The sequence below is a fragment of the Pseudonocardia sp. 2-7 genome, assembly GCF_056341085.1.
In genome coordinates this window covers 852,956-876,375 of sequence record NZ_CP094507.1, presented here as the reverse complement: position 1 = coordinate 876,375, position 23,420 = coordinate 852,956, and the positions used below count along the sequence as shown (strand labels likewise).

At 73.5% G+C, this 23,420-nt stretch carries 27 protein-coding genes; 12 read left to right on the top strand and 15 right to left on the bottom strand.

The features are described 5' to 3' along the window. The first annotated feature begins 17 nt into the window (after positions 1–17). Both MTO91_RS04480 and MTO91_RS04475 read left to right on the top strand, forming a co-directional pair. On the top strand, positions 18–1,463 hold the full coding sequence (locus tag MTO91_RS04480) for a GuaB1 family IMP dehydrogenase-related protein (protein ID WP_208818826.1): 1,446 nt from the start codon (positions 18–20) through the stop codon (positions 1,461–1,463). 43 nt (positions 1,464–1,506) lie between these two features. Further along, on the top strand, positions 1,507–2,334 hold the full coding sequence (locus tag MTO91_RS04475) for a class II aldolase/adducin family protein (protein ID WP_476653864.1): 828 nt from the start codon (positions 1,507–1,509) through the stop codon (positions 2,332–2,334). 48 nt (positions 2,335–2,382) lie between these two features. On the opposite strand, the gene MTO91_RS04470 is transcribed toward MTO91_RS04475, so the two are convergent. Then, complete coding sequence (locus MTO91_RS04470) at positions 2,383–3,663, bottom strand: PhoH family protein (protein WP_062400360.1); 1,281 nt, start codon at positions 3,661–3,663, stop codon at positions 2,383–2,385. A gap of 454 nt (positions 3,664–4,117) precedes the next feature. Continuing rightward, the gene (locus MTO91_RS04465; RefSeq protein ID WP_476653863.1) at positions 4,118–5,371 is read right to left on the bottom strand and encodes a DUF885 domain-containing protein; all 1,254 of its coding nucleotides are present in this window, start codon (positions 5,369–5,371) and stop codon (positions 4,118–4,120) included. Positions 5,372–5,681: 310 nt separating this feature from the next. Between MTO91_RS04465 and MTO91_RS04460 the strand changes: the two genes are divergently transcribed. Together MTO91_RS04460 and MTO91_RS04455 are read left to right on the top strand one after the other, a co-directional pair. Further along, the gene (locus MTO91_RS04460) at positions 5,682–6,071 is read left to right on the top strand and encodes a hypothetical protein (RefSeq protein WP_208818823.1); all 390 of its coding nucleotides are present in this window, start codon (positions 5,682–5,684) and stop codon (positions 6,069–6,071) included. A 1,109-nt stretch (positions 6,072–7,180) separates the two neighbouring features. Next, on the top strand, positions 7,181–7,612 hold the full coding sequence (locus MTO91_RS04455) for a hypothetical protein (RefSeq protein ID WP_062400354.1): 432 nt from the start codon (positions 7,181–7,183) through the stop codon (positions 7,610–7,612). A 134-nt stretch (positions 7,613–7,746) separates the two neighbouring features. Here the strand turns inward: MTO91_RS04455 and MTO91_RS04450 are convergent, their stop codons facing one another. Beyond that, positions 7,747–8,517, bottom strand: coding sequence for an isoprenyl transferase (locus tag MTO91_RS04450; protein ID WP_208818822.1), 771 nt, complete (start codon positions 8,515–8,517; stop codon positions 7,747–7,749). A gap of 80 nt (positions 8,518–8,597) precedes the next feature. On the opposite strand from MTO91_RS04450, the gene trhA reads away from it, so the two are divergent. After that, positions 8,598–9,260, top strand: a complete 663-nt coding sequence (gene trhA / locus MTO91_RS04445; RefSeq protein WP_476653862.1) for a PAQR family membrane homeostasis protein TrhA — start codon at positions 8,598–8,600, stop codon at positions 9,258–9,260. Between the two features lie 25 nt (positions 9,261–9,285). Here trhA and MTO91_RS04440 read toward each other — a convergent pair whose 3' ends face one another. Together MTO91_RS04440 and mca are read right to left on the bottom strand one after the other, a co-directional pair. Then, positions 9,286–9,597, bottom strand: coding sequence for a hypothetical protein (locus MTO91_RS04440; protein ID WP_476653861.1), 312 nt, complete (start codon positions 9,595–9,597; stop codon positions 9,286–9,288). A 92-nt stretch (positions 9,598–9,689) separates the two neighbouring features. Next, complete coding sequence (gene mca / locus MTO91_RS04435) at positions 9,690–10,640, bottom strand: mycothiol conjugate amidase Mca (RefSeq protein WP_405419297.1); 951 nt, start codon at positions 10,638–10,640, stop codon at positions 9,690–9,692. Between the two features lie 473 nt (positions 10,641–11,113). On the opposite strand from mca, the gene greA reads away from it, so the two are divergent. Continuing rightward, complete coding sequence (gene greA / locus MTO91_RS04430) at positions 11,114–11,602, top strand: transcription elongation factor GreA (protein ID WP_174525543.1); 489 nt, start codon at positions 11,114–11,116, stop codon at positions 11,600–11,602. A gap of 102 nt (positions 11,603–11,704) precedes the next feature. Here the strand turns inward: greA and ilvA are convergent, their stop codons facing one another. Next, positions 11,705–12,928, bottom strand: a complete 1,224-nt coding sequence (ilvA, locus tag MTO91_RS04425) for a threonine ammonia-lyase (RefSeq protein ID WP_346108033.1) — start codon at positions 12,926–12,928, stop codon at positions 11,705–11,707. Between the two features lie 91 nt (positions 12,929–13,019). On the opposite strand from ilvA, the gene MTO91_RS04420 reads away from it, so the two are divergent. Continuing rightward, on the top strand, positions 13,020–13,247 hold the full coding sequence (locus MTO91_RS04420) for a hypothetical protein (RefSeq protein WP_073577681.1): 228 nt from the start codon (positions 13,020–13,022) through the stop codon (positions 13,245–13,247). Positions 13,248–13,262: 15 nt separating this feature from the next. On the opposite strand, the gene MTO91_RS04415 is transcribed toward MTO91_RS04420, so the two are convergent. Genes MTO91_RS04415 through MTO91_RS04405 form a run of 3 tightly spaced genes read right to left on the bottom strand, consistent with a single transcriptional unit; the run spans position 13,263 to position 16,298 of the window. Further along, a complete protein-coding gene (locus tag MTO91_RS04415) occupies positions 13,263–14,408 on the bottom strand; it encodes a cystathionine gamma-synthase (protein ID WP_405419300.1) in 1,146 nt (381 codons plus the stop codon). A 38-nt stretch (positions 14,409–14,446) separates the two neighbouring features. Next, positions 14,447–15,817 carry a cystathionine beta-synthase gene (locus tag MTO91_RS04410; RefSeq protein ID WP_476653860.1) on the bottom strand — a complete coding sequence of 457 codons (1,371 nt, stop codon included), beginning with the start codon at positions 15,815–15,817 and terminating at the stop codon, positions 14,447–14,449. 19 nt (positions 15,818–15,836) lie between these two features. Continuing rightward, positions 15,837–16,298 carry a pyridoxamine 5'-phosphate oxidase family protein gene (locus tag MTO91_RS04405; RefSeq protein WP_350590057.1) on the bottom strand — a complete coding sequence of 154 codons (462 nt, stop codon included), beginning with the start codon at positions 16,296–16,298 and terminating at the stop codon, positions 15,837–15,839. A 112-nt stretch (positions 16,299–16,410) separates the two neighbouring features. Here MTO91_RS04405 and MTO91_RS04400 point away from each other — a divergent pair, with 112 nt between their 5' ends. Then, the gene (locus tag MTO91_RS04400; RefSeq protein WP_476653859.1) at positions 16,411–17,631 is read left to right on the top strand and encodes an acetyl-CoA C-acetyltransferase; all 1,221 of its coding nucleotides are present in this window, start codon (positions 16,411–16,413) and stop codon (positions 17,629–17,631) included. Between the two features lie 64 nt (positions 17,632–17,695). On the opposite strand, the gene MTO91_RS04395 is transcribed toward MTO91_RS04400, so the two are convergent. The 3 genes from MTO91_RS04395 to MTO91_RS04385 form a co-directional block, all read right to left on the bottom strand. Further along, on the bottom strand, positions 17,696–18,139 hold the full coding sequence (locus MTO91_RS04395) for a hypothetical protein (protein ID WP_476653858.1): 444 nt from the start codon (positions 18,137–18,139) through the stop codon (positions 17,696–17,698). Positions 18,140–18,286: 147 nt separating this feature from the next. Then, positions 18,287–19,102, bottom strand: a complete 816-nt coding sequence (locus MTO91_RS04390) for a Bax inhibitor-1/YccA family protein (protein ID WP_224403511.1) — start codon at positions 19,100–19,102, stop codon at positions 18,287–18,289. Positions 19,103–19,258: 156 nt separating this feature from the next. After that, on the bottom strand, positions 19,259–19,561 hold the full coding sequence (locus MTO91_RS04385) for a hypothetical protein (protein WP_476653857.1): 303 nt from the start codon (positions 19,559–19,561) through the stop codon (positions 19,259–19,261). Between the two features lie 191 nt (positions 19,562–19,752). On the opposite strand from MTO91_RS04385, the gene MTO91_RS04380 reads away from it, so the two are divergent. After that, positions 19,753–19,977 carry a hypothetical protein gene (locus MTO91_RS04380; RefSeq protein WP_062400338.1) on the top strand — a complete coding sequence of 75 codons (225 nt, stop codon included), beginning with the start codon at positions 19,753–19,755 and terminating at the stop codon, positions 19,975–19,977. Positions 19,978–20,003: 26 nt separating this feature from the next. On the opposite strand, the gene MTO91_RS04375 is transcribed toward MTO91_RS04380, so the two are convergent. Then, complete coding sequence (locus tag MTO91_RS04375; protein WP_251785817.1) at positions 20,004–20,219, bottom strand: hypothetical protein; 216 nt, start codon at positions 20,217–20,219, stop codon at positions 20,004–20,006. Positions 20,220–20,473: 254 nt separating this feature from the next. Between MTO91_RS04375 and MTO91_RS04370 the strand changes: the two genes are divergently transcribed. After that, positions 20,474–20,719, top strand: coding sequence for a DUF397 domain-containing protein (locus tag MTO91_RS04370; protein ID WP_062400334.1), 246 nt, complete (start codon positions 20,474–20,476; stop codon positions 20,717–20,719). Positions 20,720–20,726: 7 nt separating this feature from the next. On the opposite strand, the gene MTO91_RS04365 is transcribed toward MTO91_RS04370, so the two are convergent. Continuing rightward, the gene (locus tag MTO91_RS04365) at positions 20,727–21,776 is read right to left on the bottom strand and encodes an NAD(P)H-dependent flavin oxidoreductase (protein ID WP_476653856.1); all 1,050 of its coding nucleotides are present in this window, start codon (positions 21,774–21,776) and stop codon (positions 20,727–20,729) included. Positions 21,777–21,878: 102 nt separating this feature from the next. On the opposite strand from MTO91_RS04365, the gene prcB reads away from it, so the two are divergent. Beyond that, a complete protein-coding gene (prcB, locus tag MTO91_RS04360) occupies positions 21,879–22,670 on the top strand; it encodes a proteasome subunit beta (protein WP_100879642.1) in 792 nt (263 codons plus the stop codon). Positions 22,671–22,679: 9 nt separating this feature from the next. On the opposite strand, the gene MTO91_RS04355 is transcribed toward prcB, so the two are convergent. Continuing rightward, the gene (locus MTO91_RS04355; protein ID WP_476653855.1) at positions 22,680–23,036 is read right to left on the bottom strand and encodes a GrpB family protein; all 357 of its coding nucleotides are present in this window, start codon (positions 23,034–23,036) and stop codon (positions 22,680–22,682) included. Positions 23,037–23,065: 29 nt separating this feature from the next. On the opposite strand from MTO91_RS04355, the gene MTO91_RS04350 reads away from it, so the two are divergent. Further along, positions 23,066–23,419, top strand: a complete 354-nt coding sequence (locus MTO91_RS04350; protein WP_224403517.1) for a bleomycin resistance protein — start codon at positions 23,066–23,068, stop codon at positions 23,417–23,419. The last annotated feature ends 1 nt before the right edge of the window (position 23,420 follow it).

Here is a 23,420-nt window from a genome sequence, read left to right as displayed (position 1 = left end):
CGTACAGTCCCGATACCGTGCGCTTCCTCGACGACCGCCGGCCCGAGCACGACCTCACCTACGACGACGTCTTCCTCGTCCCGCGCCGTTCCACGGTGACGTCCCGGTTCGACGTGGACCTCACCGCCCCGGACCGCTCCGGGGCCACGGTCCCGGTCGTCGCGGCGAACATGACCGCCGTCGCCGGCCGCCGGATGGCCGAGACCCTCGCCCGCCGCGGCGCGCTGACGGTGCTGCCGCAGGACGTGGCGACCGACGCCGTCGCCGGGATCGTGTCCTGGATCAAGTCCCGGCACCCGGTGTGGGACACCCCGCTGGTGCTGCGTACCTCCGACGCGGTGGCCGACGCGCTGAACCTGCTGCCCAAGCGGGCCCACGACGCCGTCGTGGTCGTCGACGACGGCGGCCGTCCGGTCGGGACCGTGTCCGAGGCGCACTGCGCGGGGGTGGACCGCTTCACCCGGCTCGCCGAAGTCCTCGATCCGGACCCGCTGGCGCTGCCGCTGGGCACCGAGCCGCGCGAGGTGTTCGAGCAGCTCGACGCCGGCCGGAAGGCGGTGGCGCTCGGCCTCGACGGCGACGGCCGCCTCGCGGGCCTGCTCACTCCGCTCGGCGCGATCCGGGCCGGGATCTACTCCCCCGCCCTCGACGGCGCGGGCCGGCTGCGCACCGCGGCCGCGATCGGTATCAACGGCGACGTCGCGGTGAAGGCGAAGGCCCTGCTCGACGCCGGTGTGGACGTGCTCGTCGTCGACACGGCGCACGGCCACCAGGAGAAGATGCTCGACGCGCTCGGCGCGGTCCGCCGTGTGGTCGACCAGGCCGGAGCCGCGGTCCCGGTCGCCGCCGGCAACGTGGTCACCGCCGAGGGCGTCGCCGATCTGGTCGACGCGGGCGCCGACATCGTCAAGGTCGGCGTCGGCCCCGGCGCCATGTGCACGACCCGGATGATGACCGGCGTCGGGCGCCCGCAGTTCTCCGCGGTCGCCGAGTGCGCCGCCGCGGCCCGCGAGCGCGGCGCCGTCGTCTGGGCCGACGGCGGGGTGCGCCACCCGCGCGACGTGGCCCTCGCCCTCGCCGCGGGCGCGGCCTCGGTGATGATCGGCTCCTGGCTGGCGGGCACCTACGAGTCCCCCGGCGACCTGCTGCGCGACGAGCACGGCCGCGCGTACAAGGAGTCGTTCGGGATGGCGTCCAAGCGCGCGGTCGGCGCCCGTACCCGCGGGGACAACGCGTTCGACCGGGCCCGCAAGTCGCTGTTCGAGGAGGGCATCTCGTCCTCGCGCCAGCGGCTGGACCCGGACCGGCCGGGCGTCGAGGACGTGCTCGACGAGATCTGCTCGGGCGTCCGCTCCGCGTGCACCTACGCCGGCGCGCGCTCGGTCGACGAGCTGCACGAGCGGTCCGTCGTCGGGGTGCAGACCACCGCGGGGTTCACCGAGGGCACCCCGCACGGCCTCTGACCCACCGCTTGACCCGGGGCGTGATCCGGCGCACGGTCGGGTCATGGCCGCCCCCACGCAGGACACCACCACCACCAGCAGCTCCGGTACCGCCGCTCTCGGCGGCGGTGGTACCGGCGGTCTGCCCACGCCACCGACGTTCGCCACCTCGGCCGAGGAGCGGCTGCACCGCAAGCAGCAGCTCGCCGGCGCGTTCCGGATCTTCGGCCGGTTCGGCTTCGGGGAGGGCGTCGCCGGGCACATCACCGTGCGCGACCCGGAGGACCCGGAGATGTTCTGGGTCAACCCGTTCGGCATGAGCTTCCGGCACATCCGGGTCTCGGACCTGATCATGGTCGACCACCACGGCACGGTCCGGCACGGGAACCGCCCGGTGAACCAGGCCGGGTTCGTCATCCACTCGGCCGTGCACGCCGAGCACCCGCACGTCGTCGCGGCCGCCCACGCCCACTCGGTGTACGGCAAGGCGTGGTCGTCGCTGGGCCGCCCGCTGGACCCCATCACCCAGGACGCCTGCGCCCTCTACGAGAACCACGGCGTCGTCCACGAGGGGGCGGGCGCGGTCGTGCTCGACCCGGAGGCGGGCCGGGCGCTGGCCCGCGGACTGACCGGCCGGAAGATGGTGTTCCACCAGAACCACGGGATCTTCTCCGTCGGCGAGACCGTCGCCGAGGCCGCCTGGTGGTTCATCTCGACCGAGCGCAACTGCCAGGCGCAGCTGCTCGCCGAGGCCGCGGGGACGCCGACGCTCGTCGACCACGTCAACGCGCGGTTCACCGCCGAGCAGACCGGTACCCCCTACGCCGGCTGGTTCTCCTACCAGCCGCTGTGGGACGAGGTCGTCCGTACCGACCCGGACCTGTTCGACTGAGCACACGGCCCCCGTCCGCGGCTGCGGACGGGGGCCGGGCCCGGCACCTCAGGAGTTCGGTCCCTCCAGCATCTCCGTGACCAGCGCGGCGATCGGCGAGCGCTCGCTGCGGGTCAGCGTGACGTGCGCGAACAGCGGGTGGCCCTTGAGCTTCTCGATGACGGCGTTGACACCGTCGTGCCGCCCGACGCGCAGGTTGTCCCGCTGCGCGACGTCGTGGGTGAGCACGACGCGCGACGCCGTCCCGAGCCGGGACAGCACGGTGAGGAGCACGTTGCGCTCCAGCGACTGCGCCTCGTCGACGATCACGAAGGTGTCGTGCAGCGACCGGCCGCGGATGTGGGTCAGCGGCAGGACCTCCAGCAGCCCGCGGGCGATGACCTCGTCGATGACGTCCTGGCTGACCATCGCGCCCAGGGTGTCGAAGACGGCCTGCGCCCAGGGCTGCATCTTCTCGACCTCGCTGCCGGGCAGGTAGCCGAGGTCCTGCCCGCCGACGGCGTAGAGCGGCCGGAAGACGACGATCTTGCGGTGCTGGCGTCGTTCCAGCACCGCCTCCAGGCCGGCGCACAGCGCGAGCGCCGACTTGCCCGTCCCGGCCCGGCCGCCGAGGGAGACGATCCCGACCTCGTTGTCCAGCAGGAGGTCCAGCGCGATCCGCTGCTCGGCGGAACGGCCGTGCAGCCCGAACGCCTCCCGGTCCCCGCGCACCAGCTTGACCCGCTTGTCCGCGGTGACCCGCCCGAGCGCGTTCGACGCCCCCACGAGCCGCAACCCCGTGTTGCAGGGCAGGTCGCGGGCCTCGTCGTGGTCGATGACGCCGTCGCGGAACAACGCGTCGACGTCCTCGGGGGTCACCTCCAGGTCGGTCATGCCGGTCCAGCCCGAGAACAGCACGTCCTGGCCGTGGTACTCGTCGGCGTCCAGACCGACCGCGGCGGCCTTGACCCGCAACGGCATGTCCTTGGTGACCAGCGTGACGTCCGCCGGCGCTGCCGGGTCCGCCTTGAGGTTCAGCGCACAGGCCAGGATCCGCGAGTCGTTCGAGTCGGTGCGGAACCCGGCCGGCAGGACCGTGGGGTCGGAGTGGTTCAGCTCGACGTGCAACGTGCCGCCGGACTCGCCGATCGGCACGGGGGCGTCGAGACGGCCGTGCTTGACGCGCAGCTCGTCGAGCTGGCGCAGCGCGGTCCGGGCGAACCAGCCCAGCTCGGGGTGGTGACGCTTGGCCTCCAGCTCACTGATGACGACGAGCGGCAGGACGACCTGGTGCTCGTCGAAGCGCTGCAGCGACCAGGGGTCGGACAGCAGCACGGACGTGTCGAGCACATAGCAGCGGGTGGTACCTGCCGGTGCGTCCCCGACGGACCCCTGGGGTGCGGAGGTCGGGTCGGTGAGGGCGGGACGACGATCGGTCACGGGTGCTCCCTCGCAGGCGCGGCACCGCGCCTGCTCTGCGTCGGGCCGGCCGGCCCCGGTGCGGGCCGCGACGACGCGGAGGGACCATGGCGGTCCTCCGGCCGGCACGCCCGCAAGGGCCGGGTGCCGGCCCTCTCGGGTGCGTGTGACACCACTCCAGGGCCTCCCGAACGGGCCGCATCGGGTACAGCCCGTCGTCATGGACGCTACTAGTGGTCACCCTCGTGCGGTCAATAGCAACTCTCCGTCCGATCGCTACGTTGACCCCTGATGGAACAGTCGTAACGTGCCGTTCATCGTGTGATCGGTACCGTCCGACGTCGGATCGGGTAACGGCACCTCGTTCGGTGGCGGGCCGTTCGGCTCAGCCGAGGTGCGGCGGACGGAGTACCCCGACCGCGGCGGCGGTCGGTCCACCGCGTTCCGGACCGTGCGCGGCGCCACCGTCGGTGACCAGATCCGACGGCAGGACCGGGGTGTCGAGCAGCGTCGCCAGCGCGGCGGCGGGGCCCTCCGGGGCGCTGGCGAGCCGGGCGCGCACGAGCGGGCCGCCCTCGGCGTAGGTGACCGGGTAGGTGCGCCACTGGGGATGGTCGAGGAAGTCGAGCATGCGCCGCGCCCGGTCGTCGTCGACCAGCAGCCAGCGTGCGAGGTGGGCGAGCACCGCGTCGGGGCCGGCGCCGTCGACGTGCCGCATGAGGGCGGCGTCGAGCCGGACCCGGCCCAGCAGGTCCAGCTCCCGTTCGATCCGCTCGGCCGCCGGGCCGTCGAGGCGCACGCCCGCGCCCGCGAGGACGCGTTCGGCGACCGCGCCCCAGCCGGGGCCGGGCACCACGGCGACGGCGGCCTCCGCCGCCCCCTCCGCGACCAGCCCCTGCGGGCTGTGGACCAGCCGCAGCGCCAGCTCCGGGTACCGCGCCGACGCGACCTCGGCCCGGCAGTACTGCAGGTGGTGACCGGGATAGACCTCGTGGGCGAGCAGCGGCAGCAGCGAGCCGGCCCGCACCCGACCGGTCGTCGCGACCGAGATCCGGCTGCGCAGGCCGCCGCGGTAGCGGGTGAACGCCGTCCAGGGCCGGGCGCCGACGAGGTCGACGTCGGCGTGCTCGCCGTCCGGGAGCCCCAGCGTGTCGTGGGTGCGGCGGCGCAGCTCGGCGACGACGGCGGTGACCGCAGCGGCCAGCCGTTCCGCCGGGACGACGTCGGCGGCCCGGTGGTCCCGCATCCGGGCGGCCAGCGGACCGCGCCCGGGCAGCACCGCCGCCAGCCTGCGGTGCGCCTCGTGCAGCTCGTCCGGCTCGCTGCGGCGCGGGAGCACTCCGAACAGGTCGCGGACCTGCTCGACGTAGCCGACGTCCTCACCGGCGAGCAGCCGGGCCCGGCAGCGCAGCGCGACCAGGAGCGCGTCCAGGTACCGGCGACGACCGTCCGGGAGTCCCGCCGCCGCGACCTGCGCACGCAGCCGTCCGGCCGTGACGACCAGCGCCGCCGGGTCCCCGACCGGCTCCGCGGCCACCCGCCGGGCGATCGACGGGTACGGCGGCGGCCCGTCCAGCACACCCGGCCGCAGCCGGTCCACCCGCGACGCGAGCTCCGCCGTCGCGTGCAGCAGGTCCATCCCCGGAGCGTAGGCGGGCCCGGAGCGGAACGACGGCGAGGGCCGCCGGTGACGCATCCGTTCGGACGTACCCGGCCACGCAGAGTGCACGGTTCGGGTCGGCGACGGCTCGGTCGCACGGGACCGGAACAACCTGTTTGGGGAGTATCGGAACCGTCAGTGAAAGTGTACCTCGATAGGGTCACGAGATTTGTTTCGCAGGAATAACAGCGGTAGCTTTTCTCGCAGTCGGTACGGGCTCCCCCTCGTCAGCGTGCCGGCACGCGTGAGACCGGCTTCGGGCGGACTCGAGACTCAACAGGAGAAAACTGTGCTGAAGAAGGCTGGAATCGTGGTTGCGGCCTCCGCCGCGTCCCTGCTCGCCCTGTCCCCGCTCGCCTTCGCCGGCGACAAGGACGGCGACCACGGCCACAAGGGCGGCCACCACCACGGTGCCGAGAACGTCATCGACAAGGACGCCAAGGGCCTCATCGCCGGCCTGAACGGCAACAACGTCAACGTGCCGATCCAGGCCTGCAACAACAACGTCCCGGTCAACGTGCTGGGCGTGCAGGTCCCGGTCGAGGACGCCTCCGCCCTCAACGGCGTCACCGGCGCCCTGGGCATCCTGGGCAAGGCCCAGGCCAAGTCGGGCGACTCGACGACCGACCAGTCGGACAACTGCGGCCAGGAGGCCGGCGCCGGCGACTCGATCGGCTGATCTCCTCGCAGATCTGAGAATGCCCCGGAGCTTCTGCTCCGGGGCATTCTTGCGTTCCGGCCCGCGCCCACTCCCGGGTGACCGGGATTCCGCCGGGTCATCGTTTTCCAGGGACCGACGGTCGTGCTCACCCCGTCGTGTCGACACCTCCGGGCGCCACTCCGATTCCTCGGCTTCCTGACCACGCTCCGTACACGAAGCCTGCCTCCCCTCGCACCCGGCGGCGACACCCGCGCCCGGCGACCCTCCTGCCGCCCGACCTCCTTCGCACCGGCGGCCGTGAGGCCGCCCGACTTCCCGGCGCCCCCGGCACGCGACTGCCGCTCAGCCGCCCGGCGGCCCTCGGTCGCGGCAGATCCGGTCGCCCGACGTCCCAGCAGCCTCGCGCCCGGTCACCCCCGGCGCCCCGGCCGCCTCGGTCGCGGCCGCCCCGGCCGCCCGACAGTCCTCGCGTCGACCGCCCCCGCCTCGACCGCCGCCGTCCCGGCCCGTGCGCGCCACGTCCGGCGCTCACGACCTCGCGCGAGATGCCGGACGCCCGACGCCGCCATGATCACCGGTTGTGGAGCGGAACGTCCGCGTGGCGGACGCCTGACTCCACAACCGGTGATCATGCGGCCGGGCCGGGAGCCGAACCGGGTCGCCCGCACCGGTTCGACTCATGCGGCACCCCCCGGGTTCGCCCGCCGACCTGAGCCCTCCTCCGGCACGGCCCACCTCCGAGACCCACCCGGCTCGACCGTCGCGGCCGGCGCCGAACTCGTGAAGGCGATGCCCACCCGCGCGGCGGGCCGCACAGCCGGATCCCGGTGCCGTCGGCACTGTCCGTACGCCTCCCCCGGACGGCTCCCACCGCACTGCCCCGTCCGCCGCAGTGCCGACACGCCCGCACGCCACGCCAACCGCGCTGCGAGTGCGGCGACGAATCCCCAGGTACACGAATGATTCGTCGACTCCGTCGAAGAATTACGCAGGGTCAGATTGTCGAGCGCGAAAGCGTCCGTTAGATTGACACGCAGTCGATGCGGGCTCCCCGGTTCGAGCGTCGACAGGTACTGAGAGTCGCGCACCTTGGTCGGGCGCGCTCTCCGACTAACAGGAGACGGACTGTGCTGAAGAAGGCTGGAATCGTTGCCGCGGCCGGCGCCGCGTCGCTCGTCGCGCTGAGCCCGCTCGCGTTCGCGGGTGAGCACGGTGGCGACACCCACATCAAGGACAGCGGTAACACCAAGTCCCACGAGAGCTACTTCAGCGGCAACAAGGCCAAGGCCTCGACCGTCGAGGACTCCGAGGGCGTCGCGCAGAAGAACAGCGCCGGCCTGGTGAACCTGTCCAACAACAACATCAACGTCTCGCCGCAGGCCTGCGGGACCGCCCTCAACGGCAACAGCCTGGTCCAGGGTGCCCTGGGCGGTCTGTTCAGCGAGGCGTACAACAAGTCGGGCGTCAAGTCGGACAACAGCGTCGACTGCACCAACGCCGCCGACAACGGCGACAAGGTCGACATCGACGGTGGCAAGCACCACGGCGGTGGCAAGTAAGACCTCGCGTCACCGACGCGCGGAAGGCCCCGGGAGTCCGCTCCCGGGGTCTTTCCCGTTTCCGGGGATCGCGATCCCCGTTTCCGGGACATCTATAACGAGCGAGTCGACCGGAGGTTACGGTCGATCTGAATTCATCCGCCGAAACGTCGGTGCCGTGCGCCGAAGTCGCGCAGTGCCCGCAGGAAATCGACGCGGCGGAACTCGGGCCAGTAGGCCTCGCAGAACCAGAACTCCGAATGGGCCGACTGCCACAGCAGGAACCCCGACAGTCGTTGCTCACCGCTGGTCCGGATGACGAGGTCCGGGTCGGGCTGTCCGGAGGTGTAGAGGTGCTCCGCGATGTGGTCGACGTCGAGCGACTCCGCGAGCTCCTCGATCGTCCGTCCCGCCTCCGCCTGGGTCAGCAGCATCTTGCGGACGGCGTCGGCGATCTCCTGGCGGCCGCCGTAGCCGACGGCGACGTTCAGCTGGATGCCCCCGCGGTCGCTGGTACGGGCGACCGCCGCGGTCAGCCGGTCGGCCAGGCTGCTCGGCAGCAACTCCATCGCGCCGACGACTCGCAGCCGCCACGGGGTGTCCGGGCCGGAGAGGTCGTCGACGACCCCGGCGATGATCTCCAGGAGGTCCTTGAGCTCCTCCGGGGAGCGGGTGTCCAGGTTGTCGGTGGACAGCAGGAACACCGTGACGACCTCGACGCCGGCCTCGGAGCACCAGCCGAGCATCTCGGCGATCTTCGCCGCGCCGGCACGGTGCCCCTCCGCGGGGTCGGCCAGACCCGCCTCCCGCGCCCAGCGGCGGTTGCCGTCGAGGATGAGCGCCACGTGCCTGGGCTGCTCGGCCCCCGCGATCTGACGCAGGATCCTGCGCTCGTACACCGTGTAGAGCAGGTCTCGGAGGGCCACGTACAGGGAGCCTAGTCCCGGGTGTGGCGTTCGTCCGCCGGACGGGACCCCCGCCGTCGCGACCCGTAACGTCGGGGTGCGTGAGCATCGCCCCGTCCGCACCGCTCAAGCCCCGTCTGCGGGGCTGGCTGCACCTGTGGAGCCTCGTCGGTTCCGTCTTCGCCTGCGCCGCGCTCATCAGTGTCGCGGGGGCGCTCGTCGGGGCCTCCGCGGCCGCGGCCACGGCCGTCTACACGCTGACCACGTTCGGCCTGTTCGGGATCAGCGCGCTGTACCACCGGCACACCTGGGCCGATCCGGCCCGGCGACGGCTGATGAAGCGCCTCGACCACTCGATGATCTTCCTGTTCATCGCGGGCACCTACACGCCGGTCTCGGTGCTGGCGCTCCCCGCGGCGACCGCCACCTGGGTGCTCGCCGTCGTCTGGGGCGGGGCGCTCGCCGGGGTCGCGCTCAAGCTCGCCTGGCCGACCGCGCCGGCCTGGGTCGGGGTGCCGATCTACGTCGCGCTCGGCTGGGTCGCGGTGTTCGTGCTGCCCGGGCTGCTGGCCGGCGGTGGCGTGGCCGCGCTCGTGCTGCTGCTCGCGGGCGGGGCCCTCTACACCGTCGGCGCGGTCATGTACGCGCTACGGCGGCCCGACCCGTGGCCCGCGACGTTCGGCTACCACGAGTTCTTCCACGCCGCGACGGTGCTGGCCTGGGCCTGCCACCACGTCGCGATCTGGCTGGTCCTGCTGCGCTGACCCGGCGCCTGCGCGGGTCGGCGGCTCAGGAGCGGGCCGGTCCCGGCTCGCCGCGGTCGGTCGCGGTCCCGGATGCGGTGCCGGCCGGGTCGGATCCGCCCGTCGCGGTGTCCTCTCCGTCGAAGGACTCCGGGAGGCGGGTGATCCGCTTGCTCATGTTGCGGATGAGGAAGACCGTCGCGAGGAGCAGGAGCAGCACGATCGCCAGGCCGGCGGGGGCCGCGTTGCCGAACTCGGGCAGCTGCCCGGGGGGCGGGGGCCGGTCCTGCATCGGGACGAGCAGCCCCGTCACGACCTGGTTCACCACAGCCGTCACGTTCTCGACCTGCACCGCCACGCGCCTCCGTACTCCGGTTCCCGGATCACCGGCACCACCCCGCAGCTGCGGGGCGGGCCGGTGACCAGGCTACCCGCGGAGCCCGCGCGCCCTCATCCGGCGCGACGGCGCTCCCCGCCGACCTCGACGGGGATGCCGGCGAACAGGTCGTCCTCCGGGACCTCGGTGTCGACCAGGGACTGGACCAGCTCGTAGTCCTCGGTGGGCCACACCCGGGCCTGCACCTCGAGCGGGGTGAAGAAGAACCTGCTGTCCGGGTCGATCTGGGTGGCGTGTGCGCGCAGCGCGTCGTCGCGCCGGCCGAACCAGTCCGAGCACGGGACCTTGGTGGTCACCCGGGTGCCGGGGTCGGGCCGGTCGCTCTTCCAGTTCTCCAGCCACTCCGCGTACGGCGACTCCTGGCCGGACTCGACGATCGCGTTGTGGAAGGCCTCCAGCCGGGCCTTCGAGAAGCCGTGGCCGTAGTAGAGCTTCATCGGCTGCCACGGAGCCCCCGCCTCCGGGAAGCGTGCCGGGTCGCCCGCGGCCTCCCAGGCCGCCATCGAAATGACGTGGGTGCGGATGTGGTCCGGGTGCGGGTAACCGCCGTTCTCGTCGTAGGTGACGATCACGTGCGGGCGGAACTCGCGGATGACCTTCACCAGGGCCGCGGTCTGCTCCTCGACGTCACCCAGGGCGAAGCAGCCCTCGGGCAGCGGGGGCTTCGGGTCGCCCTCGGGCAGGCCGGAGTCGACGAAGCCCAGCCAGACGTGCTGCACGCCGAGGATCTCGGCGGCGCGCGCCATCTCGGCGTTGCGGACCGCGGTCATGTTCTCCAGGACGTCCGGCCGGTCCATCGCGGGGTTCAGGATGCTGCCCCGCTCACCGCCGGTGCAGGTCACGACCATGACCTCGTGACCCTCGTCGGCGTACCGGGCGGTGGTCGCCGCGCCCTTCGACGACTCGTCGTCGGGGTGGGCGTGCACCGTCATCAACCGGGGACGCTCGCCGGGCGCCGGCGGCTGGACCGGGCGCGGGGCGGACGGGGTGTACTGCGTAGCCATCGGGGCGGGTTCCTCCACGGTCACCGGACTCGGGTCCCGCGCCGGTGGTCTGCCGGCGGCGGGCGGCGAGGTCGTGCTCAGGGACGATCCTGGCAGAGGGGACCGACAGGAACCGCGCCGAGCACGGGCTCCGGCATCGGCAACGCCGTCACCCGCACCATCTGTTCCCGCCGGGGCACCCGTCTGCGACGGACGGTTGACGCCGACGCGACCGGGGCGGCTGTGCGGCCGCCGACAACCCCGTTACCTGCGAATATTCCTCGGTGGGGAACTATCCGGTACACGCGCCCGTTCACCGAAAGGCTGCGATGAGCGGCACGCTCCGTGGTAAGGTGAGCCCCACACGACCCGCAGGCGGGTCGTGTTTTTCCTTACTCGGGGCGTGCCGCTCGGAGCCGCCACCCCCGTGTGCCCGCCGGGCGCCAGGCGTCCCGGCGGCGACACGTCCTGTTTTCCTGGAGGAGTTGATGACGGTGACGGACACCCAGGCCACCTGGCTGACCCAGGACGCCTACGACCGGCTGAAGGCCGAGCTGGACGGGTTGATCGAGAACCGGCCCGTCATCGCCGCGGAGATCAACGCCCGCCGCGAGGAGGGCGACCTGAAGGAGAACGGCGGCTACCACGCGGCGCGCGAGGAGCAGGGCCAGCAGGAGGCCCGGATCCGTCAGCTGCAGGAGCTGCTGCGCACCGCCCAGGTCGGCACCGCGCCGTCCAGCTCCGACGAGGCCTCCCCCGGCACCGTCCTCGAGATCCGCTACGAGGACGACGACGAGACCGAGAAGGTCCTGCTCGGCTCCCGCGAGGAGGGCAGCCACGGCGACCTGCAGGTCATCTCCCCGAACTCCCCGCTCGGCGCGGCGCTGCTCGGCGCGAAGCCGGGTGACACCCGCGAGTACCAGCTGCCCGACGGCGGAACCATGAAGGTGACGCTGGTGTCGGTGGAGGCCTTCACCGGCTGACCCACGACCACCCGCGGAACGGGCCCGGCCGGTCGGCCGGGCCCGTTCGCGTGTCGGGGCCGGTCGAGCGTGTCGGAGCCGGTCGGAGCGGACCGGGGCGGGTCAGGGCGTGGCGACGGCGTGCCCGGCCTCGCGCAGGTCGGCGACGATGGCGTCGCGGTGCTCGGGCCCCCGCGTCTCCACGCTGAGCTCGACGTCGACCTCCCCCACCGCGAGCGCGCCGCTGATCCGCGAGTGCGCGACGTCGGTGACGTTGGCCCCGAGCCGACCGACCCGGGCCAGGAGCTCGGCGAGCGCGCCGGGGCGGTCGGGCATCCTCAGGTGCAGCGTGAGGTAGCGGGACGAGGCGACCAGCCCGTGCCGGATGACCTGCAGCAGCACGAGCGGGTCGACGTTGCCGCCGGACAGCACGCACACGACCGGCCCCGGCCAGCGGTCGGGCTGCTCCATCAGCGCGGCGACGGACGCGGCGCCGGCCGGCTCGACGAGCATCTTCGCCCGCTCCAGGCAGTGCAGCAGCGCCGCGGACAACGCGTCCTCCGACACCGTGACCATCTCGTCGATCAGGCTGCTGACCTGGGCGAACGTCACGTCGCCCGGGCGTCCGACGGCGATCCCGTCGGCCATCGTGCGCATCCCGCCGACCGGCATCGGCTCGCCGGCCGCCAGCGACGACGGCCAGGCCGCGGCACCCGCGGCCTGCACCCCGACGATCCGGACGTCCGGGCGGGCGGCGCGCAGGACCGCGGCGGTCCCGCCGAGCAGCCCACCGCCGCCCGCGGAGATCAGCACTGTGCCGGCGTCGGGGACCTGGTCGAGGATCTCGCAGCCGACGGTGCCCTGGCCGGCGATGATGTCGGGGTGGTCGAAGGGGTGCACGAACACCGCACCCGACCGTTCGGCGGCCGCGGTGGCGGCTGTGACGGCCTCGTCGACGGTGCGGCCGGTGAGCACGACCTCGGCGCCGTAGCCGCGGGTCGCGTCGACCTTGGGCAGGGCCGCCCGCTCGGGCATGTACACGGTGGCGCGCACGCCCAGCAGCCGTGCGGCGAGCGCGACGCCCTGGGCGTGGTTGCCCGCCGACGCCGCGACGACGCCGCCTGCACGTTCGTCGTCGGAGAGGCGGGCGATGCGGGTGTAGGCACCACGGATCTTGAACGAGCCCGTGCGCTGCAGGTTCTCGCACTTCAGTACGACCCGGGAGCCGGTCAGGTCGGACAGGGCGCGGGCACCGGCCACGGGCGTGGTGCGCACGACGCCGGAGAGCAGTTCGCGGGCGGAGAGCACGTCGTCGGCGGTGACCGGGGGGATGACGGGGGCGGCCATCCCGGCAGTCTCGCACCGCCCCGGGTAACCTCGCCGGTGTCTCACCGGGCGTGACGTCTCCTGCGCGCCCGGTGTCGGGAGGGACTCGCGAATGACGCGTCTGCGCACGACGGCACCGCTGCTGCTGGCCGCCGGTCTGGCCGCGCTCGCGGTGGCGACCGTGCACGACGCGGGCTGCGCCGACCCGGGCCGCTACGAGGCCCGCGGCGACGGCACGTGGTCGCTGGTCGGCGGCTGCGTGGACCCGGGTGACCTGGTCATCCCGCCGCCGCCGGTGGTCCAGCCCCCCGCGCCGTCGCCGGAGCAGTCGCGCAGCTGAGCCCGCCCGGCGGCGCTACCGGACCGCGTCGAGCGCGGCCCGCAGGTCGTCGAGCAGGTCGTCGGCGTCCTCGATGCCGACCGACAGCCGGACCAGCGAGTCCGGCACCTCGAGCATCGACCCCGCGGTCGAGGCGTGGGTCATCTCGCCCGGGTGCTCGATCAGCGACTCGACCCCGCCGAGGGACTCGGCGAGGGTGAACAGCCGGGTGCCCGCACAGATCCGCAGCGCCGCGTCGCGCCCGCCCGCGGCGAGGAACGACACCATCCCGCCGAACCGGCGCATCTGCTTGGCCGCGACCTCGTGGCCGGGGTGCCCGGGCAGGCCCGGGTAGAGCACCGAGGCCACCGCGGGGTGCGCGGAGAGCATCTCGGCGACGCGCTCGGCGTTGTCGCAGTGGCGCTCCATGCGCACCGCGAGGGTCTTCGCGCCGCGCAGGGTCAGCCACGCGTCGAACGGGCCGGGCACCGAACCGGTGGAGTTCTGGACGAAGGCGATCTGCTCGGACAGGGCGTCGTCGTCGGTGACCAGTGCACCGCCGACGACGTCGGAGTGGCCGCCGACGTACTTGGTCGTGGAGTGCACGACGACGTCGGCGCCCAGCGCCAGCGGCGTCTGCAGGTACGGCGAGGCGAAGGTGTTGTCGACGACGAGCCGCGCGCCCGCGGAGTGCGCCATCCCGGCCAGCGCCGCGATGTCGGCGATGCCGAGCAGCGGGTTGGTCGGGGTCTCGCACCACACGACCCTGGTCGTGGGCCGCAGCGCCGCGCGCAGGGCGTCGTGGTCGGCGAGGTCGACCGGGGTGTGCTCGACACCGACCCCGGACAGCACCTTGTCCACCAGCCGGAACGTGCCGCCGTAGGCGTCGTGCGGGATGACCAGGTGGTCACCGGGCTTGAGCAGGATCCGCAGGAGCGTGTCCGTCGCCCCCATCCCGGAGCCGAACGCGTGCGCGTGCCGGCCGCCCTCCAGGGCGGCGAGCTGGTCCTGCAGCACGGTCCGGGTCGGGTTGGCGCTGCGGGAGTACTCGTACCCCCCGCGGGTCCCGCCGACGCCGTCCTGGGCGTAGGTCGAGCTGGTGTGGATCGACGTCGTGACCGCGCCGGTCGTCGGGTCCGGGACCTGGCCGGCGTGGATCGCGCGTGTGGAGAAGCCCTGCATGGACGCCGAGGCTACTCCCGGCGTCCGTGCGGGCCGGGTCAGGCGTTGCCGCCGAGGAAGGCGATCACGTCGGACCGGGTGACGACGCCCGCGGGCTTGCCGTCCTCCAGCACCAGCGCGGCGTCGGCCTTGGCGAAGGCCTCCATCGCGTCCTGCACCGACTCGCCGGCGCCGAGGGTCGGCAGCGGATCGGACATGTGGTCCTCGAGCCGGTCCGAGAGCTTGGCCCGCCCGGTGAACAGCGCGTCGAGCAGGTCGCGCTCGCTGACCGACCCGGCGACCTCGGCCGCCATGACCGGCGGCTCCGCCTTGACCACCGGCATCTGGGAGACACCGAACTCGCGCAGGTAGAGCGCGGCGTCGGCGACGGTCTCGTTGGGGTGGGCGTGCACCAGCGCGGGCAGCGCGCCGTCCTTGCGCCGCAGCACGTCGCCGATGGTCGCGCCCTGCGACGGCGGGAGGAAGCCGTAGCTGGCCATCCAGCGGTCGTTGAAGACCTTGCCGAGGTAGCCGCGGCCACCGTCGGGCAGCAGCACGACGACGACCGCGTCCGCGGGCAGCGTCGCGGCCACCCGCAGGGCGGCGACGGTCGCCATCCCGCAGGAACCGCCGACGAGCAGCGCCTCCTCGCGGGCGAGGCGGCGGGTCATCTCGAAGGAGTCGGCGTCGGAGACGGCGACGATCTCGTCGCAGATGTCGCGGTCGTAGGTGGTCGGCCAGAAGTCCTCGCCGACGCCCTCGACCAGGTAGGGGCGCCCGGTGCCGCCGGAGTAGACCGAGCCCTCCGGGTCGGCGCCGATGATCCGCACGGCGCCGTTCGACTGCTCCTTGAGGTACCGCCCGATGCCCGAGATGGTGCCGCCGGTGCCGATCCCCGCCACGAAGTGGGTGATCCGGCCCTCGGTCTGCTGCCAGATCTCCGGGCCGGTCGAGTGGTAGTGCGACTCGGGGTTGGCCGGGTTCGCGTACTGGTTGGGCTTCCAGGCGCCCTCGATCTCGCGGACCAGCCGGTCGGAGGTCTGGTAGTAGGAGTCGGGGTGCTCGGGGTCGACCGCCGTCGGGCACACCACGACCTCGGCGCCGTAGGCCTTGAGGACGTTGCGCTTGTCCTCGCCGACCTTGTCCGGGCACACGAACACGCACTGGTAGCCCTTGCGCTGGGCGACCATCGCCAGCCCGACCCCGGTGTTGCCCGAGGTCGGCTCGACGATCGTGCCGCCCGGGCGCAGCTCACCGGAGGCCTCGGCGGCCTCGACCATCCGCAGGGCGATGCGGTCCTTCACCGATCCACCGGGGTTCAGGTACTCGACCTTGGCCAGGACCGGCGGGGCGATGCCCTCGGCCGTCGCTCCCAGCCGGACGAGGGGAGTGTTCCCGACCAGATCGACGACGTGCTCGACGTAGCGCATGCACGCATCCTCCCACCGCTCACTCGCGCGCGACCTCGTGCATCCCGCCACCGGGGGTCCACCAGCGGACCACGAGACGGTTCCGCTCGTCGTTGAGCCCGGTCCAGACGACCTCGGTGAGATCGACGCGGAACGCGTCCCCGGTGACCGGCCCGGACAGCGGGCCCTGCAGCACCGCCCGGCCCGACACCTTCAGGTCGCCGTCCCCGAGGTCCCCTCCGGACTGGTCGGCCGGTGCGGCGTGCAGCGCGAACCGCGGGTCCCGCCGCAGGTCGGAGCCCTTCCGGGCGCCCGGCATCGACCCGAAGGAGAGCTCGGTGTCACCGCCGGCGTCGTCCAGCACCACCTCGATCCCGGAGACGCGCGGTGCCCCGTCGGCGCGCAGCGTCGCGATCACGAGCGCGATCCCCCGCCGCAGGATCCGCTCGGACAGGTCGGCGAACGCGGGCTCGGCCCGCCGGAAGTCTCCCCACGACGTCATGGACCGGAGCATGCCGCGGACCCCTGACGGTTTCGTCACGCCGTCTCCCGAACATCGGTTACCGACAAGTACGGTCTGGTCGAGAGGTACCTGCGATGGAGGAGGACGTCCCATGCCCGAAGCCGTGATCGTCGCCGCGGCCCGGTCCCCGATCGGCCGCGCCAACAAGGGCTCCCTGGCCGGGATGCGCCCGGACGACCTGACCGTGCAGATGGTCCGCGCCGCCCTGGGCCAGGTCCCGCAGCTGGACCCGGCCGAGATCGACGACCTGATGCTCGGCTGCGGCCTGCCCGGTGGGGAGCAGGGCAACAACCTGGCCCGGATCGTCGCGATCCAGCTCGGCTACGACTCGCTGCCCGGCACCACCATCACCCGGTACTGCTCGTCGTCGCTGCAGACGACCCGGATGGCGCTGCACGCGATCAAGGCCGGTGAGGGCGACGTGTTCGTCTCCGCCGGTGTCGAGACCGTCTCCCGCTTCTCCCGCGGCACGTCGGACTCCTGGCCGGACACGCACAACCCGCTGTTCGCCGACGCCGAGGCCCGCACCGCCGAGACCGCGGAGAAGGGCGCCGAGAGCTGGACCGACCCGCGCGACCAGAGCCTCCTGCCGGACGCCTACATCTCCATGGGACAGACCGCGGAGAACCTGGCGCGGTACAAGGACGTGTCCCGCGAGGACATGGACCGCTTCGCGGTGCAGTCGCAGAACCGTGCGGAGAAGGCCATCGCCGACGGCTTCTTCGCGCGCGAGATCACCCCGGTGACGCTGCCCGACGGCACGGTCGTCGACACCGACGACGGCCCCCGCCCCGGCACCACCTACGACAAGATCTCACAGCTCAAGCCGGTCTTCCGCCCGGACGGCCGGATCACCGCCGGCAACGCGTGCCCGCTCAACGACGGCGCCGCCGCCCTGGTGATCATGTCCGACACGAAGGCCGAGCAGCTCGGCGTCACGCCGCTGGCCCGGGTCGTCTCGACCGGTGTCACCGGGCTGTCGCCGGAGATCATGGGCTACGGCCCGGTCGAGGCCTCCCAGCAGGCGCTGCGCCGCGCCGGGCTCACCATCGACGACATCGACCTGGTCGAGATCAACGAGGCCTTCGCCGCGCAGGTGCTGCCCAGCGCCCGCGACCTGGGCATCGACGAGGCCAAGCTGAACGTGCACGGCGGCGCGATCGCGCTGGGCCACCCGTTCGGCATGACCGGCGCCCGCATCACGACGACCCTGATGAACGGCCTGCGCAGCACCGGCGGCCGCTACGGGCTCGAGACGATGTGCGTCGGCGGCGGCCAGGGTATGGCGCTGGTGATCGAGAACCTCGCCTGACCCCACGGCGTCCCACGAACGGGCCGGTCCGCCTCGCGCGGGCCGGCCCGTCGGCGTCACGGGGTCAGGCGGCGTGGCCGGGCGGGTCGATGCGCACGCCGGTGGCCTCGATCTCGGCCTCGGTCCGCAGCCGGGCGAGCTCCCGGTCGGCGTCGAGCGCGCCCTGGGTCCCGCCCGCCTCGACGTGGGCGCGCAGCGGCGGGTCCTCGACGCCGACGGCCCGGCAGACGTCGAGCAGGACGTCGTCGTAGGCGGCCAGCAGCGCCAGGCGCCGGACCCGGGTGGCCGGCTGCGGCCCGCGGCGCAGCCGGTCCAGGCGGCGCAGGTCGGCGACGAGCCGTTCCAGCGGCGGCCCGATCGGACGCGGCGGAGCCGAGCGGCGGTGCCGCGCGGCGACCCAGCGCACCAGGCGGGGCAGGCGCACCAGCAGCCCCACCAGCACCGCGGGCCCGAACGCGATCCCCAGGAGGATGGCGATCCCGGTGACGACCGGGTCGTTCCCGGGCACGACACCGACGCTACGACCCCCGATCCCGCCCGGCCACCCCCGGACACGACGACGCCGCGGACACCCGGGGGTGTCCGCGGCGCGCGCGACCGGAGGGGGCGATTCCGGCCGCACCCGGCCCTCACGGGCCGGGTCGTGGGTGACCGGTCAGTCCTGGCGCAGGTAGCTCAGCAGGCGCAGGATCTCGATGTAGAGCCAGACCAGCGTGGTCATCAGACCGAACGCGATGTACCAGGAGTACTTCGCCGGGACGCCGGCCTTCACCGCGTTGTCCGCGGCGTCGAAGTCGAGCAGCAGGCTGAACGCCGCCACACCGATCACGACGACCGAGAACAGGATGGCCAGCGGGCCGCCGTCACGGAGGCCGAAGCCGCCCTCCATGAAGAAGCTCGCGACCAGGTTCGCCAGCATGAGGACGACGACGCCGATCAGCGCGCCCATCATCCACTTGGTGAACCGCGGGGTGACCCGGACGGCACCGGTCTTGTAGACGACCAGCATCCCGAAGAACACACCGGCGGTGCCGATGAGCGCCTGGAAGGCGATGCCCGGGTAGAGCTGGTTGATCGGCCCGGTGATGCCGCCGAGGGCGACGCCCATCGCGATCGAGTAGGTCAGCGTCAGCGGGGCGCTGGGCTTCTGCTTGAAGATGACGATCAGGGAGACGACGAGCCCGACGACGAACGCGGGCAGCGCCAGGATGTAGAGCCCCGACATGGCGGTCAGGAAGCCCGCGACGAGCGCGAGTCCGCCGCTGATGGCGGTCTTCTGGACGACGTCGTCGACCGTGATCGGCCGGCCCGTGTCCTGGGTGGCCTGGGTCGGGTCGACGTAGGACGACTGGGAGCCGGCCATCGCGGCGCCCCCGCCCATCATGCCGCCACCCGAGCGGTCGAACGTGGCGTAGCCGCCCTGCTGCTGTGTGGGCAGGTTGCGGAACGCCGGGTTGCTCGTGGAGCGCACCTGGATCCTCCTCGACGGACGTGTGCGGGGCCCACCTCTGGCAGGCCCTCACACGTGTGCAACGCCGAGGGAGCGCCGGGGGTTCCCGCTGGTAAAAGAAAATTTACCGCGTCCGGGGCCTCCGGCGTCAGTCCCGTCTCCCACAACGGGCGACGATCACCGTCCCGGGTGTCTCACCTGCGGGAACGTCGACGTCGGCGGCAGCGGTTCGGCACGCACCGCCGGCATCTCGGGCGTGGTGTCGACGCGACGGTCGTCGGCGGTGTCGGCGGTGTCGGCACGCCCGTCGGACAGCGGCGCGTCACCCCGCATCTCGGCGCGGATCAGCGCGGGCCAGCGTCCGACCGAGCCGAGCGCGGCCACCGCGGCACGGCGACCCGCGGGACTGGCCAGGGCGGCGACGACGACGAGCAGCGCGACGGCGACGACCACCACGCTGCCGGAACCCGGAGCGAACACGGGCGTACCTCCTCGCAGAAGCGGGCGACCGGCCGGGGGCAGCCGGACCCACCCTCGCGTCGTACAACGATCCCGTGGCGGGTCGGTCACGGGCCGTCACCTCGCAGCGGGCGCACCCGGGCGGGCCGCACTACTGTCGGCGCCTCCGACGACGACACCTCCGTCGCCCCCAGTGAAAGGACGGTCCGGACATGTGGGCCCTGCTCTCCCGGCACCTGCGCGTATGGCTGCTCCTGGCGGTCGGTGCACCGCTGCTGGCCTGGCTCCTGGGCAAGATCGGCGACGCCGTCGAGCGCCGCCGCGGCCCCAACACCCTCAGCAAGCTGACCCGCTCGGGCCGCCGCTACCTGGAGCGGCGTACCCGGGGACCGCTGCGCCGCCACGAGCAGACCGACCCGGAGCGGCTCGCCCGCTGACGGGTCCCGCTCCGGTACCGGAGGACTCAGGCCGGCAGGACCCGGCGCAGGCCCCAGCCGCGCCGGCGGGCGGGGCGCCGCGACGTCTCCTCCGCCGGTGGCGTCGGGTCCAGCTGCACGCAGCGGCCGCACGGGGTCCCGGCGACGTCGATCAGCGGGGCCGGGGACACCAGGTGGCCGCACAGGGCCGCGTACCGGCCGGTCCGCATCGAGTGCGGTGCGCAGAGTTCCGCGTCGGTCACCTTGTGTGCACGACCGTCGAGAACGGACGTCACCGTGAGGACATCGGGTCCGCCGGCCTCGTTCGTCCGTCCGGCGGTCACGACGACATCCACCCGACGGCAGATCCGTGCGTCGACCGGCGCATTCACGGGCCCCCTCAGCGTGTCGGTGGTTCCATCGTCACGGATGACACGTGCGGATGCAAGATCGCTTGCACAGTCTTTCGACACTCTCCGCAGTCAAACGGACGCAGCGGACACATCCGGAGGTCCCCATGTCCCACCCGAACGGCACGCGCGCAGCGGATCTCGGCCCCGTGACGTGGCGCCGCCCGGCCGGCGGGACCGCCGACGGGCAGAACGTGGAGTTCGCCGTCCTGGACGACGGCCAGGTCGCGGTCCGCAACGCCCGCGACCCCGAGGGCCCGGTGCTCGTCTACACCCCGGCCGAGATCTCCGCGTTCGTCGACGGCGCCAAGAAGGGCGAGTTCGACGACATGGTCGACCCCTTCCGCGACTGAGCCGGGATCACGGCAGCAGCGGGTCCGCCTCGCGCCACAGCCGGGCGACGACCTCGGACGCCGGGTCGGTCGTCGCACGTCCGGCGGCCTGCCCGGCCCAGTGGTTGACCCGGTCGACCGCGCCCGGCTCGCCCGCGCGGTAGCGGGCCACCAGGCGTCGCTGATGGGGGTAGGGCGCCGGGGCCGGGGCGCCCGGCACGGTCCAGGCGCGGACGTAGTCGGTGGCGATGCCGCGGGCCAGCCGGCCGGTGTAGGCACGGGTGGTCGTCGTGCCGGTGGGGTCGAGGCCGTCGAGCCGGGCGGACCAGCCGTCGTCGATCCCCGCCTCGGGGCTGCGCAGCAGCGCCGTCCCCACCTGCACCGCGCTCGCGCCGAGGGTGAGCGCGGCGGCCAGGGCCCGGCCGTCGCCGATCGCGCCGGCGGCGACCACCGGGACACCGACGGCGTCGGCCACCCACGGGACGAGCGCGAGCAGCCCGACCGAGACGGCCTCGGCGTCGGCGGGGTCGGTGGTCCCGCGGTGCCCGCCGGCCTCCATGCCCTGCACGACGACGGCGTCCGCCCCCGCCCGCTCCGCCGCGAGGGCCTCGGCGCGGGTCGTGACCGTCGCGAACCAGGCGCAGCCCGCACCGTGCACCGCGGCGACCTGCTCGGCCGTGAACAGGCCCATGATGGTCGAGACGACCGCGGGCCGGGCGGCCAGGACGGCGGCGAGCTGGTCGGAGAACGACGGTCCGGGGCCGCCGGCCGGTGCGGGTGTGCCGCCCAGGGTGTCGAGGTAGGCGGTCTGCAGGCCCACGTCGTCGTCGGCGGGCGGGTCGGGGATCCACAGGTTGAGCTGGAACGGCGCGGTCCCGGCGAGCGCGCGGAAGCGGGCGGCCCAGTCGGCGATCGCCTCCGGGGTGTCGTTCACGACGCCCGCGGCACCCATGCCGCCCGCCGCGGCCACCGCGGCCGCCAGCTCCGGTGGGCAGGCCCCGGCCATCGGGGCCTCCAGGACGGGCACCCGCAGCCCGTGGCGTGTGCAGAAGGACTCGGCCCGGCTCCGTGCGCTCACCGCCCTGAGTGTGCCATGGCACCGCGGGTGGACCGGGGCGCCGCGGACGGGAAGGATCGGACCCGTCCCCGCCCCGCAGTGCGAAGGAGCCCGCTCCCCCTCATGACCGGACCCTCGTTCCTCGAGCAGCTGCGTGCCCACGCCCCGGAGCTGCTGCCCTCGCACCTCCCGCGCGACCCGGCCCAGCGGGTCCCCGCCGACCTGGACGTCCCGCACGGCACCACGATCATCGCCCTGACCTGGGCCGACGGCGTGCTGCTCGCCGGTGACCGGCGCGCCACCTCCGGCAACCTCATCGCCCAGAAGGACCTGGTGAAGGTCGTCGGCATCGACGACACCTCCGCCGCCGGGTTCGCCGGGTCGGTCGGGCACGCGCTGCAGATGCTGACGATGTTCGCGGCCGAGGTGGAGCAGTACGAGAAGGTCGAGGGCGCGCCGATCAGCCAGGACGGCAAGGTCCGCAGGCTGTCGAGCATCGTGCGGGAGAACCTGGGCGCGGCGATGCAGGGCTTCGTCGCGCTGCCGCTGTTCGTCGGCTACGACCCGACCGACCCCGACCCGGTCCGCATCGTCACCTACGACCCGACCGGCAGCATCAAGCGCGCCCGGTCCGGCTACGTCGGCATCGGGTCCGGCTCGCAGTTCGCCGAGGCGTCGCTGAAGAAGCGGCACGATCCGGGCGTCGACCGGGCCGGCGCGATCGCGCTCGCGGTCAACGCGCTGTGGGACGCCGCCGACGACGACACCGCCACCGCGGGCCCCGACCTCACCCGGGCGATCTTCCCGAACCTGATCACGGTGACCGCCGACGGCGTCGAGGAGATCGGTGTCGACGAGGTCCGGGCGGCGACCGAGCGGATGCTCGCCGAGCGGGCGGAGCGTCCCGGCGGCTGATCCGGCGGGTCAGGGCCGGGGCGGGCCGCCGGCCCGGCCGACGGCGCCGCGCAGGCAGCGGTGCCCGGGCTCGCGGACCCGCAGGTCGTAGCCGTCGGCGAGCAGGTCGGACAGGTAGGCCGCCTCGTCGTCGGGATCGTCGAGCGCCACGACGACGTCGATCACCGGCTTCGCCGCGAGCCCCGGCACCGCGGTGGATCCGATGTGCTCGATCCGGTGGGCCCGCTCCCCCAGCGCCGCACGCAGCCGGGCCGCCGCCGCGTCGAAGGCGGCGGGCCAGGCCGGGTCGGGCTCGGCGAGCTCGACGACGACCGGACGCATCCCGTGCACGAGTGCCCGGTTCAGCTCGTCGTGGCGTCTGGTCACGGCGGCGAGCATGCGGGCAGACTGCCTCGGTGTCCACGCTGCGCTCGGTCGCCCCGGTCTTCGCCACCACCGATCTCGACCGGTGGCTGGACCACTACCGGGCGCTCGGGTTCACCGTCGAGCGCTACGACGACGGTTACGGCTTCGCCGTCCTCGGCGGCGTCGAGCTGCACGTCTCGGTGCTGCCCGACCACGACCCGGCCCGCACCGCGGGTTGCGCCTACCTGCACGTCGACGACGCGGACGCGCTCCACACCCGCTGGTCCGCCGTGCCCGGCGGCCGCGAGGTGGCGCCGGTCGACACCTCCTACGGGCTGCGCGAGGGCGCGCACCACGACCCGGACAACAACCTGCTGCGCTACGGCTCGCCGCGGCAGGACTGAC